We start from the raw sequence: 14,411 nt of genomic DNA, 5'->3' as shown, positions 1-14,411 counted from the left end.
CAATTTTATTTTATTGCGATCTTAAAAATGCTTCATAAATACAAGCACGAATTCTATCTTTTCCCTCAGGTAATTTCTTACATTTGAATTCAGTTTTTGTATTACTTCTAGGTCTCCATTCAAAGTTGACCATGAAAGTTCCTGTTTCACGATTCCAAGAAGGAAAGACCATTAGTCCACCATTTGAATCATCGCCTTCGTGCATTCTAATAACAAGCTTTGTTATTAGATGTCCAGCAATCGCTCCTGCAAATACATCTGATAGCCAGTGTTTTCTATCGTGTAGGCGTCCATAAGATGTTAGAGCGGCCACACCGTAAGCTAAATATGGAACGACTTTATTATCTTTATAAATTTCTGCAAAAACTGTTGCAAATGACCAAGCTCCCGAAGAATGACCTGAAAAGAATGACTTTCCAGTTGTTCCAAAAGCATATGGCCCTTGGTCAGCATTTGGTCTTTGTCGCCCAAAGCCTTTCTTGAATGCTTCCGTTACAATCTGAGTAGCAATTTGACTCGTTAAAACATAGAGTCCTGCCTTTTTAAGTTTTCCATCTTTTATAACAACACCTAAAAAGTATGATCCGGCGGCTGCTCCTCCAAGGATCATTTTGTCGTGATTATTTGTTGGGTAGACGAGTTTTTCAGTAAAGCCATTCTTATGATCTTGGACAAAGTCCATTGTTTCTTGGTCAGAGCCAAACATAACAAGTCCAAGTGAAGTGGAAGCTGCTAGCATTAGAAGCTCTTTATCACTTAAACCTAGTGGTATGAAATATCCTTTCTTATTATTAGATGAATCAAATTTACGAAGGTAATTTGAGAACTCTTGTGGGGACATTCCACCATAAATGGCCTTGTTTCCAATTCGTCCCTTAATTCCTTCCATTCTGTCGATATTCTTTTGTTCTTCTTCACTACAGCCTTGTATCGTATTCTTACAACTATAGATTTCATCAAGCATATGCTTGGCATTTGAGCGAAGATCTAACTCGTTTTCATCAACTGTGACACAACCTTCATAGCGCCATTCACAATCACTTTCATAGACAGTTTGATATATGTCTTTTTGAAAAAAAATCTCATCATTAAACTTATCTGCTTGGGCAAATTGCCCCATGAGAAGAGTCGATAGAATTAAACTTTTTGTTATTTTTAATGTTTTCATAATTTCTAATATAGAGAAAACGGTTAAAATATGTTTATTTATGTAATATTCACATTGCAGATCAAAAATTGGACAGTCTTAAGAAGGATTTTACAAAGTATACAAAAAATAAGCCTGTAATATTAGGCACTTAAAGTTGTTTTAAGCTACAGTTATACTATTCGTAATAGTATTTATTTGTCGTATGATAGTGTTTTTATCATAATGGACATTTAACTAAACTAGAAAAAGGTATGTTGTGGATATTATAACGTATACGAATATAACTCGTTATACTACGATTTTCTTCTTTTCATTCTTTGTTTACCACTCAATAAGTGGCTTTTTAAATTATTACAATTTAAAAGACCGCTCGACTTTATGGTATACTTTGATGTCAGTTGCTTCAGCCTTTTACTGCCTTTTCTTTACTATAAATACTCATGTACTAGACATAAAAAACTCAAACATTATTTTAAATAGTCTTTGGATTTTTGCTTTTTGTGCTTTTTACGCCTATATGCATGCTATAGAGGCTTTTTTTGGAAGCTCCATTAAGATGATAAAGTATATCAAAGTGTATATCCTCTCTCTGGGCATCTTTCAGATTCTTTCTCTTATTTCTTACGCTTTTTTTGATTATAGCTTTATGTTTTCACCCCAGTCACAAATAAAAGATAGCCTCTTTTATCAATCGACGAATATCGCAATCTCACCAAATTTGATAGGAAACCTAGTCGGAGGCAGTGCAGCTCTTTGCGTCTTTTATGTTAGCTTTGTTATCTGGAGAGAAATTTCGAAACGAAATCTTGAGGAATACTTACTGAGAATAGGTGTTATATTTAATATTCTCGTTGTATTGAATGATACTTTTATAAGCTTAGAAGTTTCAGGAAGCTTGATTCCTATTTATTATTTTGCTAATGCCTTTGAGGCTCTACGGTTTAATTTACACTTTCTTAAAAAGGCCCATAGTAAGATGTACAACCTCGAGTCAGAAGTAGTTCACTTATCTAAAGTCGCTCAGTTTGGATATGCAGCGGCTAGTATTGCACATGATATCAAGAATCATGTTTTCGTAATGAAAGTTAAAGTTGATAAACTAATAAAAGGACGATATTCGACAACTGATAAGGTTTATGAAGATTTAAAAAAGTATAATGAGGGTATATTAGAAATCACCGATCTATATATGAATATTTTTAAGAATAATATTAGTTCTCAAAAAGAAGAATTAGACTTTAATGAGATTTTAAAAGATGTTAGGGGACTAATCTTACCAAAGTTTGAAAATACTAATGTTCGATTTTTAGAAGAAACTAAAAATTTTAAAATATTTTGTAATAAAGCAGAAATGGTAATTTGCCTCGTTAATCTTATAAAAAACTCTTTAGAAGAGGTTAAAGAAAAGAAGGACAATCCTTGGGTTTTGCTTAAAAGTGATATTGAAAAAAATAAGATACTTGTAGTAGATAGTGGCGATGGGATCGATCAAAAACAAGCAGAACAAATCTTCAAGTTTGGCTATACAGGAAAGAAATCTGGAGGTCATGGAGTAGGGCTGGCCATAACAAATGAATTGTTGCAGCGCTCCGGCTTTTCTTTAAAACTTGAGAAAGGTTGTAAAAATACGACGTTCTCTATCAATTGTTGAGATAATTTTTAAAATTAATTAGATAAGTATTTGAAAATATTTATTTGTTAAGATAGTTTACTTTTTGCTTTATTAGAGTGTATCGATATAAACTATTTATCAATTTTATTAATTAATCTTTGGAGAAGGTCGGTGGATCTAGACCTATATATCGCATTCACGCGTTATTTAACGACTTTTGTGTTTTCGTTTTTTATCTACCAACTTTTTGCAAGTTTAGTTAATTATACACAGCTCAAAGAAAGAGAAGCTTTATGGCCAATGGTCATGTGTTTGACGACTGCGGCATATTGCTTTGTTTTTGCTTTCAATACTCATTTCATTAATCAAAAGTTATCAGATTTTCTTTTAATGATCTTCTGGGTTTGTGCTTATTCGTCTTTTTACAGTTACATAAGAACCATAGAAGTTTATTTAAAAAGACGTATAAAGAAGCTTGAGTTTGCGAAGCTATATTGTGTGTTTCTAGTTAGTGTTCAGATTGTTTGTGCCATATCGACACTGCTTTTTAATCACAACTTTCTTTTTGATGAGCACAACTACGTCAAGTCCAATCTCTTTGCTCAGACAATGCACTTTAATGTTTCTCCAAATATATATGGTAAAATATTAGGAGGTCTCGGTGCTTTAGTTGTACTCTATACATGTATTGTCATTTGGATTGAATTAAATCGATTAAAAAGAAATGAAGTTCTACTAAAGCTTGGAATTATTGTAACTTTTCTCGCTGTTTTAAATGATACTGCATTGGGACTTGAAATCTCAGGGGCAATTCTTCCTCTGTATTATTTCGGTAATGCATTTGAAGCAGTACGTTTTAATCTATATTTTCAAAGAAAGGTGTATCGTAAATTATTCAATTTAGAAAATGAGGTTGTAAGACTTTCTCGAATTGCTCAATTTGGATTTGCTGCTGCAAGTATCGCTCATGATATTAGAAATCATATATTTGTTCTTAAAATAGGAATTGATAAACTTATTAAAGGAAGAGAAGAGGACCCACAGAAGAATTATAAATCCTTAAATAAACACATTAATAAAGTTTCAGAGATCACAGATCTATATATGAATGTTTTTGATAAGAATAATGCAAATGAAAAGAATAGCGTCTCTGTAAAGAAGATCGTTGACGAGGCCATTGAGCTCGTCGCTCAAAAGTTCCAAAATTCTAATGTTGTGCTAATTGTAGATATCGAAGATTTTTCAATTAATTGTAATGAAACAGAGATAACTATTAGTATTGTTAATTTATTAAAGAATGCCCTTGAAGAAGTCTCTTGTGTTGATAAGTATCAGTCTCCATGGGTCCAAGTTCATACCTATGCAAGCAAGAGAAGTATCTGTGTTACTGATTGTGGTCAAGGAATTTCTAATGAAATTGCTTCCGAAATATTTAATTTTGGATATTCTACTAAGAAGGCTGTTGGTGGTCATGGGGTTGGGCTTGCTATCACAAAGGCACTTCTTAAGCGTTCTGGATTTCAATTAGGTCTATTAAAAGATTCTAAGAATACTACTTTTGAGGTCTTATTTTAATGTTGTGGTCCTAAAGTAATTACATACCTTCGTGCAATCTCATGAAGTTTCTTGTATTGACTATTAAATTCAAAAATCACTCAGGAGCACTATATGAAATCATTTGTTTTACCCCTAATCCTAGTTATGGCTTCGTCTAATTTATTCGCAGCCGGTAATGTCTCAAGTTTCCTTAAGAGCCTCGAAAAGCTTGACGGACAAGAAGGACGAGTGTCTTCTAATACAAATGAAAGAGGAACAGGTGAATGCCAAATTGAAATTCTAAAAGATACACAATCAACAAGTATTTATTTTAGAAACACTGGATATTATTTTACCCCTGTGGCCCATGCTTTTTCTGACTCAGCTGAGCTTGTCGATGCTAACACGCTACTTGTTTCTGAGGACTCTAATCGCCCAGGAGGTGATGCTTGTGGAAGTTATGGAGGAGAAAGTGGTTACAAGAAAACAATAACTCTAAATGGAGATTCAGTCACTATTAGAGAGACATTTCGCTGCTTTTTATTCAAAAAATACGACTTTAGTTTCACTTGTAAGCTATAAAATTTAGTAAAATTTTTTAGGTAATTAAGGGAGCGTATAAGCTCCCTTTTTTGTTAAATTAGTTAAGCTTCAGATAATTTTTTAAAGTATTTCTATATTTTAAGTGTTTAATTAGCCTAAATAATGTATATTTTATATTATGAGTGTTGATGAATATATTGTAGTTACTCGGTATGTAACTATCTTCGCATTTTCATATTTTCTATACCAAGCTTCAATTGGTGCCTATACTTATCGGAAGCACTTAAATGTGAAGGCTTTCTGGCCTATTCTTATGTGTCTTTCGGCCGGAGCTTATGCCGTCTTAATTGCTGTAAATACTCATGTCTCAGATCCTAAACTTTCTAATTTCCTCTTAATTACGTATTGGTTCTTCGCATATTGGACTTATTATTGTTACCTAAAGGCGATAGAGGGTTTTTTTGGATATGATCTTAAAAAGCTTTGGTTTTCTAAGTTCTTTTGTGTGGCCCATTCGGTCTATGTTGTCATTGGAGGTTTTCTCTACCTCTTCACTTCTGTTGATTTGATATTTAAGCCTCGGGAAATTCCACCATCAACACTTTTTACAAAAGCATTAAATCTACAAATCTATCCCAGTCTTTTAGTTGTTCTAACAGGTGTTATGGGATTAGTCGTTATTCTCTATTCTACTATCGTCGTTTGGAAGGAATTAAATAGACGAAACAAGGACGAGTATCTTTTTAAAATGGGATTAATTGTTACTTTATTTGCATCGATATGGGATACATCTATAGGGACAGAAACAATTGGTTATCTCGTTCCTATCTATTATCTGGGCTACGTTTTTGAATCCATGCGATTTAATATTTATTACCAGGATTTGGCTTTTACAAAGATGTATAACCTTGAAAAAGATATGGTTAAGCTCTCTAAAGTTGCCCAATTTGGCTTTGCCTCAGCTAGTATTGCTCATGATATTAGAAATCATCTCTTTGTCTTAAATACGGCAAATAATCGTTTAGAAAAAGAATTATTAGAAGATCAACGCCGATATACAGAAAAACTCCGTAAACATATTGCAAAGATTCTGGAAGTTACTGACCTCTACATGAATATCTTTAAGAAGAATTATGATTCTCACAAAGAGAGAATCAAAATCTCAGATGTCACAATGGAAGCAATTGATCTCGTACAAGAAAAGATTGATAAGGATAAGGTGAAAGTAGAGCTTGAGATTGATGATTTTGATATAGATGGCAATGAAACAGAGCTAAGCTTGTGTTTAGTTAACTTGATAAAGAACTCACTTGAAGAGATAAAAACAACAGATACACCTTGGATAAAGGTCATTACTTCATCAAGTCAGCGGTTTATTAAGATTGTAGACTCTGGAAATGGGATTCCAAGGGATCAGTTAAAGAATATCTTTGAAATGGGTAAGACTACAAAGAAGGACGGCTCAGGCTTTGGTGTAGGCTTGGCCATCACAAAGCAAATCATTGAAAACTCAGGATATCAACTTCTGGTTGAGGAAGATTCAGAAAATACCACATTCGTGATAAATTTTTAGGGTTTCATTTATATTATTTTATTCTTAGGCATGCTGTGTTACTGATAGGCTAAATATTTTGTAATATTAGGGAGCTTAATATGAATATCTTAAAATCTATTATTCTACTGAGTGCTTTTTCTGTATTTGCACATCAGCCACAATCAACTTTTATTATCACTAATGATGCTCAATTAGGGACAGTTATTGGTTTCAGTGATTCTAGCTTCAATTATGATGTAAACGATACAAAGAGAGAAAGACAATTTTGCTTTGTCGGTAATGTAAATGAAGTATGTGCTCAAATTGAGCAAGCTTCTTTTGATATGAATGGCCGTTATTATCAAGGAGCTCATGATCGTATTGAATTACTTAGCTGTGAAGTAAAGGTTCAAGATGATTATCGTTTAAAAGACTATATTGAAACGACATATAACCTAAGCGATGACTACGGGTCAGACTTCACTGTAACTCGTAAGATTGAGACATGTCTTAAAAATTAGAAATTCTCAAATAACTTTTAGGCCCATTTATTGGGCCTTTTCTTTTATATTTTCCAATACTTATTAAATTTTAATTGGTCTGACTTATAAAAAGTCAGAATGTCAGGATAATTATATTTAGCTTAATTTGTCTTCCTATAACCTAAGTACAAGAAAGTGATGAGTAATATCAGTTGTAAGATTGATTAATTACATTCTTTATATACCCTGATGGTTTCGTGATATGCAATTTTGTGATCGACTATTTCATCAGGGTATTTATCAGTTCCGTATTCTGGAATCCATTTCTTTATATATTCAAAATCTGGATCAAATTTCTTTTGCTGTGTATAGGGATTAAAAATTCGAAAGTATGGGGCAGCATCACAACCAGTTCCTGCCACCCATTGCCAATTTCCATTATTAGAAGCAAGTTCAAAGTCATTTAATTTGCGAGCAAAGTATTTCTCGCCCCAGCGCCAGTCAATGAGAAGATCCTTAACTAAAAAAGAAGCTGCAATCATACGAACTCGGTTATGCATATAGCCCGTTTCATTTAATTCTCTCATTCCTGCATCAACTATTGGGAAGCCTGTTTTTCCTTCACACCACTTCTTGAATTCTTTTTTATTATTCTTCCATTTTATACTTTTATATTTCTCTCTAAATGGAGCATTCTCGACATGAGGGAAGTGATAGAGGATTTGAATGAAAAACTCTCTCCAGATTAGTTCACTTAACCATGTATCATTTTTCTTATATCCTACTTGTGCACATTTACGAGGAGATATGGTTCCAAATCTTAAATGGATACCTAGTTTTGATGTCGCATCGAGAGCTGGAATATCACGGTTCTTGTCATAGTCATCAATTATTCGACCTTTAATCGTTTTTACTTGTTCATCAGCTTTCTCATTATAGATAAAACCTAGATCTTCTAACGTTGGTAAGGTTTCTGCCTTAAAGTTCTTAAAATTATCAAAGTATTTATGTGTTTCAAGGGTCGCAATGTCTTTTGGCCTTAATTCTGCCAGCCATTTATTTTTGTAAGGAGTGTAGACTACATATGGTTTGCCATCATCTTTTAAAATATCGTCTTTAGCAAAAATACAGTGATCTTTATATTGGTGAAAACTAATGTTTTCTTTTTCTAAAAAAGAAGCAATTGCTTTGTCTCTTTTAATCGCATATGGTTCGTAGTCTTCATTTGTATAGACTTCTTCGATATTATATTCTTTTATAAGCTTTTTGTATTCAGTAAGGGGATCACCCGTTAAGACAAGTAGGTCACTTCCAAGATTGTTTAATTCTTCTTTGAGGTCAGTTATTGCATCATGAATGAAACTTACTCTAAGATCATTTTCATCTTCTAACTTCGACAAAATATTTGTATCAAAGATAAATATAGGCAGGACTTCTTTCTGTGATTGTAGTGCATGAAGAAGGCCGCGATTATCTTTTAATCGAAGGTCTCGACGAAACCAGAATATATTAACTTTCTTAGAACTCATATTATGCAATATCTTTTAATAGCTTTAATTCTTTTGGGTACGGTTCAAAGATATATTGGTCTTGTAAATATGCCTTTTGATGTGCCTCTGTTAATACGTTTAGAAACGAGTTTATTGTGAGGTAATTTGAAACACCATTTTGATAATCTTCCATTAAGTTTAACAAGGCTTTCTTTTCTCCTGCTCCTAAATCATTCTTAAAATATCCAAAGACATGATAGCAAGCATTTAGTCTATTCTTACGAGTTGGAAGAATTGAAATCGTTTCCATAAATAACTTAAAGTATATTTGGTAAACTTTTTGTGCTGGTAAACCTTCATGGTTAGCAGCAATACGACCGAGAGTTCTCATATTCTCTTGATTATGTTCCATGATGGCATATTTATGCATCTGATGAAATAATTGTAAGTCCCTCATCGTTCCATTTAGTTGTTTAAAACGAAAGTGTGAAAATATCTTTTTTACAAAGTTTTCTCGTAGTTCAATATTTTTAATTCTTCCATTATCGATATAAGGAAGGTTAGGGAATTGATCCATAATGAATCCTGCATATAAACCAGTTGATTTATTCACATAATTTGGATCATCTAATGTAATGGTCTTTACGTTATCTGGGCCGCAAGTAGGAGACTTCCTCGTAAATATATGGCCGTCGATATCTAAGTTCTTTAAATCATCTTCGATTGACTCATATGTAATATAAGCTGTCTGAGTAAGCTCTTCTTTTGTGAACTTTGAGCGCAGCTTTACTTCATTATCTTTTCTAGTGGTGCGAAAGAGATGAATTTCTTCTCTTGGAACACCCAGTCCCATCGCAAGTTCTGGACAGACTGGGTGAAAATCAACAAATTTAGATAATTCTGAATAAATCCAATTCTCACGACAATGGCCACCATTGTAGCGAATATTTTCACCTAAAAGGCATGAGCTTATAGCAATGAGAGGTTTTTGTCGTTTCATAATTTATCCAATCTCAACCTTATTGTTGAGTCTTTAAAAGTTTACTAACATCAAAGTGTAGATCTTTCGCTTTTGCTACTAGTTCAAGATAGATTTTCTCATCTAACTCTTTAGTACGTGAAAGAATCCATAGGTATTTTCTCGACTTGTCTCCAACCATTGCATATTGATAGTCTTCATCAAGTTCAAGAATCCAGTAATTACCTGCAAAAATAGGAAGCTTAATCCCTCTTAAAAAGAATTGTACTTTTAACTTTGCATTTGTTTCTTCATCAACAACCCAAGCTCTTGCTTCAGCTTCTTTGTATTCACCATCAGGAGAACCAACACGACACGTATTTATAACTTTAATATCTCCATCTTTTCTAAGACTGTAATTGGCTTCAACAGCAGTACAGCCTTTTTGAAAGCTTTGATCAAAACGTGCAATCTCATACCACTTTCCTAGGTATCGATCGAGATCAACATAATCAACTGTATCTAGCGGTAAGCTTGAGCTAGATAGTGCAACCGAGCACATTAACATTGAAAAAAATAACACGAGCTTCTTCATCTTCTTCTCCTTCTTAATTTTAGATTAACTACTTATTAACTTCATCAAAAATTTTATCTAATTTTTGACTACGAAATTTAAAAATTTTCTTAACATCACTCCTAACAAAGGCACCGGCAAAGAGATCCCCAAGGGCACCGAGAGGAACCTTATATAAGACCTCATCAGTTAAGAGTGTTCCATTCTTATATGGTATAAAACCATGTGTATGTACCCATTTGTTATAAGGACCTTCTAATTGTTTATCGACAAATTCCTTACCTTTAACAAAGTGTAAAATTTCTGATTTCCACTTAAGAGGAATACCATAAATACTTAAGCGGTAATCGATTATAGTACCCTTTGTAATCTCTGGAGTATTCATATCTAGTACTTTAAACCCGATGGAATCTGGTGTGATTGTTTCTAGGTTTTTTTCGTTACTAAAGAAATTAAAGACATTCTCAACTGGCCTTTCAACCCATTGAACCTGTGAGAACTTTTTTTCCAAACCCACAAGATCCTCCAAAGCATCTTTTAAGTTAGGAAATTGAAATTGAAATTTATTTTCATTTAAATATGATGGGATTACATTTTGACCATCTAATAAGAGGGTAGACATCTCTCCTAGAATTATTTTTAATGCAAATCCTGGTGCAGGAAGAATCGTTGGTCTTTTAACAACGCTTCCTAGAGTTGATGTGAATTCTTTATTACTTACTGGTCTTGGAGCTGTTGCATTAATGGCAACTTGATTAACTTGGTTTTCCACTAGGTGAAGATAAATACTTACTAGGTCCTTAATGTGGATCCAGCTCATAAATTGATTACCACTGCCCAGTTTTCCCGCAACTCCAAGTTTAAAAGCTGGAAGCATTTTTTGAAGAGCACCACCGTTGTTGGCCAAAACGATACCTGTTCTTACATGATTTATAAGAATCTCTTTATTATTTAATTTATCAGTTTCGTCTTCCCAGGCCTTGCATACCTTGGCCAGAAAATCATCACCGTATGAAGCGTCTTCTTTTAGCGCCGGAGGATTCTTTTCACTTTGTGTTCCATAAATTCCAATAGCACTGGCCGTGATAAACTTCTTTAATGAAACTTGATTATTATTAATTGTATCAACTAAGAGTTTAGTACTTTGTGTTCGAGAGTTTAATATTTTCTCTTTTTGTTTCTCGGACCAACGGCCGCCTCCGATATTCTCACCTGCAAGATGAATAATTGTTTCAACACCTTCCAGAGCAGATTCATCGATCTTGTTCGCATTTGGATCCCATTCGAAAAATGAGAGAGGAATTGTGAATTGCTTTGCGGCCTTAGCTGTATTTCGAGTTAGTACTCTTATGTCTTCATGGCCTGCTTTAGCTAGAGCGTAAACTAACTCTTGGCCAATCAATCCAGTTGCTCCAGTGATAAGTATGCTCATTTTTCCTCCTGAGTATACAAGAAATAACTCTTGTATATGTTTTGTATATATAATATAATATACAACAATTGAACAAGAATTTGTAAAATATAGAGGCTTTCATGAATAAAAATATTGGTATCCGAGTAATTTCAGACATTTGTCGAGTTCAACCCCATACAATCAGAATGTGGGAGAAGAGATATGGTGCATTTGAGCCCGTTAGGGGAATGAATGGCGAGAGGCTCTATGGTGATGAAGATGTGGCCAGAGCTAAGGCCATGGCAAACCTCATTGCCCACGGACAAACAATTTCTAAAGTTGCTAATCTAACTCTACAAGAGTTAAACGAGCAGGTTTCTGGGATTTCTGATGAAATGGCCTATGAGACAAATCACATCATTAATGAAGGTGTTGAGCGCTTACTAAGTGCCCTAAAGAGATATGAGATTGATAGAGTTCATTCTGAAGCGGAATACTTAAGGCTTAATTCAAGCTCCAAGGAGTTTATCTTCAAGGTTGTCCTACCTGTAATGCAGCAAACCGGACAAATGGTTGTTGATGGTATGTATACCGTAACACAAGAGCATATCGTTTCGACTATTATTAGGGAACAACTTGGACAAATTAGATTACCAAATCTTCCTGAGTCTGAACGCTTTGCCTTAGCTACTCCTGAAGGAAACCTTCATGAATTATCAATTATAATTGCTGATATCCTTTGTAAGGCCAATAGAAATAGTACTTATTATCTTGGTGCCGCAAATCCTGCACATTGCTTAGCAGAGGCCGTTAACGCGCTATCATGCGATAATATCATCCTTGGTGTTGTAAGCTCTGATCATTGGAATTATGAAACTCATATCATTCCATATTTGAACCGAGTAGATAAAGTCCTTAATAGACCAGTTAGGATCATATTAGGTGGGGCGAAGCCTTTGGACTTTCCTGAATTTAAAAATATTAAGTCTGTTGAGATTATTGCTGACTTCCAACTATTTGATAAGAGGTTATCTGGGCTGTCATAATTAACGCGTTAGGCTTTGTCATACCATTGTTTGATTAGTAAAACTTCCTCGACTTTATAGAGGAGACAACAATGAGAAACACATTCCTAATGTTTATTGCATTATTCTTTAGTGCTCAAGTATTTGCACTTAATGGTAATAATGAATGCCTAAGATTTGAAAATGACGCAGCTAAGGTTGAAGCAATTGAATTTAGCGCAAATTTATTAAATTACGAATCAACACTTGATTTCTGTACAGCAGATCGCCTTTGGGATCTTCAAGTAACACATGCTCCAAATTTTTGGCCAGTAGGTGAAGAAGATGATCATCATATTAAGCTTCAGCTTCATTATGAGTATCATAGCTGTACAATTTATTACAACCAGACACTTAAGAAGCTTAGTCGTCAGCGTTGTTATAATACTTGGTGATCTAAATAATATTTCAAATACTTAAGGCCCACTTCGTTGGGCCTTTTTTCTTATCTTTTCTTAAGAAATACCGATACTTAAATAAGATGAGAGCTAAATTAAAATACTATTCACTTATTCTTATTTGCCTATTAGCTACAGCTGAGCTCTTTGCTCAAAAGAGTCAGACGTTTGAGTTCGATGATAATAAAGACAAAGTAATTGATAATATCTTTCGCTATGTAGACGGAGCTCTCGTAGAGCACCTCAATGATCGTAATTATGATCAGAAATATGATTATAAAATGCAGGTAAAAGGTAATATTACTCGTATAGAAGCAGATAATGACTTTGATGGTAAATTTGATCGGCTCGAAATCATATCAAATAAAGGCGCAAGCTCACAATATCAACTCTATGACATAAATGATGGAAAAAAGAAGCTAATAGTTGATAGAGAAATTTCAAATCTTGATCATAGAGAAACATTAAGTAATGAATCCAATATTAAATGTAGTTATGAAAACTTCCTCAGAGGTCTAGAGGGGGTTGATGATTTTATTGATAACTTCGATCCAATCATCTCAAGAATTGGAGGAGGTGTTTTTGAATTTACACCAGGAGTTCAAATACACAAGAGCTGCTTAGATAATCTAGGCGATGAGAAGTTTCCAAGGATGCTTCGAAATGCATTGGATAAAGGTCTAAGTTGTCTCTCTGATTTGGCCAGTCAGGATAAAGATAAGTCAATGAAAGGTGAGATTTCAAACTTGTTAAACTTTTTTAACATACAGTTAAGTGGAAAAGTGAATCCTACAAAATTCATCTGTCATAATAAAAACTATAATTGGAATAATGGTGTCGTCGGTTATGCATCGACTAGTGAAGTTGAGATTAAGAGTCTAGGTATTAAGCATCCATTTGTTTCATTAAATCCAAAGATGGAAAAAAGCTTCTTTGGTGGAATAAAGAACGGCCCGAGCACAGATGAGTTAGAAGGTGTTATGTTTCATGAGATGATTCATAATTTTGGCTATCGACATGGAACAGGAGTCGATACATCTTATGGATGTGAAGCATGTTGCTTTGGTAATGATAAGGCAAAGAAATATGCATGTAATATCTGTGTTGGAAAGTATAAAGACGAAATGGATTCAGCATATATAAGAGATATGGCATTGATGTCTAAGGAGTCAGGTCTCGTTTCAGCAGAGTTATTTCTCTACAATAACATTGAGAGAATCCCTGTTAATCAAGAAAATATCGAATCTTTCTTTATTGGACTGGCAACAAGAGGTCCAGGAGTTTTACAAGAATTCAAAAAGCAAATGGAACAGAAAGGTTATAAAATACGAGAAACAAGTGAAACGAAAGAGCTGATAAGAGATGCAAAAAACTACCGCCCAATAAATAGTTTTATTGCAAAAGTAAGTGAAGCCTACGCAAGGGCGCTAGTAACATCATTTGTGGATAAAGAATCCTCAAAAGCTAAAACGGCCCTTAGAATGCAAATAACTTCAAAGTCACTTTTTGAAATAGCAGATGAAAATGCAAGAGATTCTCAATTTGCGGCAAAGCTTGGTCGTGGCATTAGAATGTTAGAAGAACTGCTTTAGTGTTATCTAATAATTGTATAGTGTAAATATTATCAATCGAATATACATCGTGTAGCTCGTAATCTATATTCCCCTAAATTATTTA

Annotated in this window: 13 protein-coding genes; 8 read left to right on the top strand and 5 right to left on the bottom strand. The window is 34.0% G+C overall.

All coding sequences use genetic code 11. The features are described from left to right. Window positions 1-10: 10 nt before the first annotated feature. Window positions 11-1,168 (bottom strand): phosphatase PAP2 family protein, encoded by a 1,158-nt coding sequence (locus BALOs_RS10740; RefSeq protein WP_120405168.1) that lies wholly within the window; start codon window positions 1,166-1,168, stop codon window positions 11-13. A 628-nt stretch (window positions 1,169-1,796) separates the two neighbouring features. Here BALOs_RS10740 and BALOs_RS10735 point away from each other — a divergent pair. The 5 genes from BALOs_RS10735 to BALOs_RS10715 all read left to right on the top strand — a co-directional run bounded on the left by BALOs_RS10735 (window position 1,797) and on the right by BALOs_RS10715 (window position 6,896). Beyond that, a complete protein-coding gene (locus tag BALOs_RS10735) occupies window positions 1,797-2,801 on the top strand; it encodes a HAMP domain-containing sensor histidine kinase (protein ID WP_158536715.1) in 1,005 nt (334 codons plus the stop codon). A gap of 132 nt (window positions 2,802-2,933) precedes the next feature. After that, window positions 2,934-4,337 carry an ATP-binding protein gene (locus tag BALOs_RS10730; protein WP_120405167.1) on the top strand — a complete coding sequence of 468 codons (1,404 nt, stop codon included), beginning with the start codon at window positions 2,934-2,936 and terminating at the stop codon, window positions 4,335-4,337. A gap of 93 nt (window positions 4,338-4,430) precedes the next feature. Then, a complete protein-coding gene (locus BALOs_RS10725; RefSeq protein ID WP_120405166.1) occupies window positions 4,431-4,880 on the top strand; it encodes a hypothetical protein in 450 nt (149 codons plus the stop codon). A 139-nt stretch (window positions 4,881-5,019) separates the two neighbouring features. Then, a complete protein-coding gene (locus BALOs_RS10720; RefSeq protein ID WP_120405165.1) occupies window positions 5,020-6,414 on the top strand; it encodes a HAMP domain-containing sensor histidine kinase in 1,395 nt (464 codons plus the stop codon). Between the two features lie 80 nt (window positions 6,415-6,494). Further along, window positions 6,495-6,896 (top strand): hypothetical protein, encoded by a 402-nt coding sequence (locus tag BALOs_RS10715; protein WP_120405164.1) that lies wholly within the window; start codon window positions 6,495-6,497, stop codon window positions 6,894-6,896. A 185-nt stretch (window positions 6,897-7,081) separates the two neighbouring features. Here the strand turns inward: BALOs_RS10715 and BALOs_RS10710 are convergent, their stop codons facing one another. From BALOs_RS10710 to BALOs_RS10695, 4 genes are read right to left on the bottom strand one after another with little or no spacing between them, the layout of a single operon-like run. Then, window positions 7,082-8,386 carry a deoxyribodipyrimidine photo-lyase gene (locus BALOs_RS10710; RefSeq protein ID WP_120405163.1) on the bottom strand — a complete coding sequence of 435 codons (1,305 nt, stop codon included), beginning with the start codon at window positions 8,384-8,386 and terminating at the stop codon, window positions 7,082-7,084. Between the two features lies 1 nt (window position 8,387). Beyond that, window positions 8,388-9,347, bottom strand: coding sequence for a DUF523 and DUF1722 domain-containing protein (locus BALOs_RS10705; RefSeq protein WP_120405162.1), 960 nt, complete (start codon window positions 9,345-9,347; stop codon window positions 8,388-8,390). Window positions 9,348-9,366: 19 nt separating this feature from the next. Continuing rightward, window positions 9,367-9,900, bottom strand: a complete 534-nt coding sequence (locus BALOs_RS10700; RefSeq protein ID WP_114705207.1) for a lipocalin family protein — start codon at window positions 9,898-9,900, stop codon at window positions 9,367-9,369. A 28-nt stretch (window positions 9,901-9,928) separates the two neighbouring features. Next, the gene (locus BALOs_RS10695) at window positions 9,929-11,311 is read right to left on the bottom strand and encodes a TIGR01777 family oxidoreductase (RefSeq protein ID WP_120405161.1); all 1,383 of its coding nucleotides are present in this window, start codon (window positions 11,309-11,311) and stop codon (window positions 9,929-9,931) included. Between the two features lie 101 nt (window positions 11,312-11,412). Here BALOs_RS10695 and BALOs_RS10690 point away from each other — a divergent pair, with 101 nt between their 5' ends. The 3 genes from BALOs_RS10690 (at window position 11,413) to BALOs_RS10680 (ending at window position 14,326) form a co-directional block, all read left to right on the top strand. Continuing rightward, window positions 11,413-12,318 (top strand): MerR family transcriptional regulator, encoded by a 906-nt coding sequence (locus BALOs_RS10690; RefSeq protein ID WP_114705205.1) that lies wholly within the window; start codon window positions 11,413-11,415, stop codon window positions 12,316-12,318. A gap of 71 nt (window positions 12,319-12,389) precedes the next feature. Further along, complete coding sequence (locus BALOs_RS10685) at window positions 12,390-12,731, top strand: hypothetical protein (RefSeq protein ID WP_114705204.1); 342 nt, start codon at window positions 12,390-12,392, stop codon at window positions 12,729-12,731. A gap of 86 nt (window positions 12,732-12,817) precedes the next feature. Further along, a complete protein-coding gene (locus tag BALOs_RS10680; protein WP_120405160.1) occupies window positions 12,818-14,326 on the top strand; it encodes a hypothetical protein in 1,509 nt (502 codons plus the stop codon). The last annotated feature ends 85 nt before the right edge of the window (window positions 14,327-14,411 follow it).

The sequence above is a fragment of the Halobacteriovorax sp. BALOs_7 genome (genome assembly GCF_003612895.1).
Lineage (GTDB): Bacteria > Bdellovibrionota > Bacteriovoracia > Bacteriovoracales > Bacteriovoracaceae > Halobacteriovorax_A > Halobacteriovorax_A vibrionivorans.
This window is presented reverse-complemented; position numbering and strand designations above follow the sequence as displayed.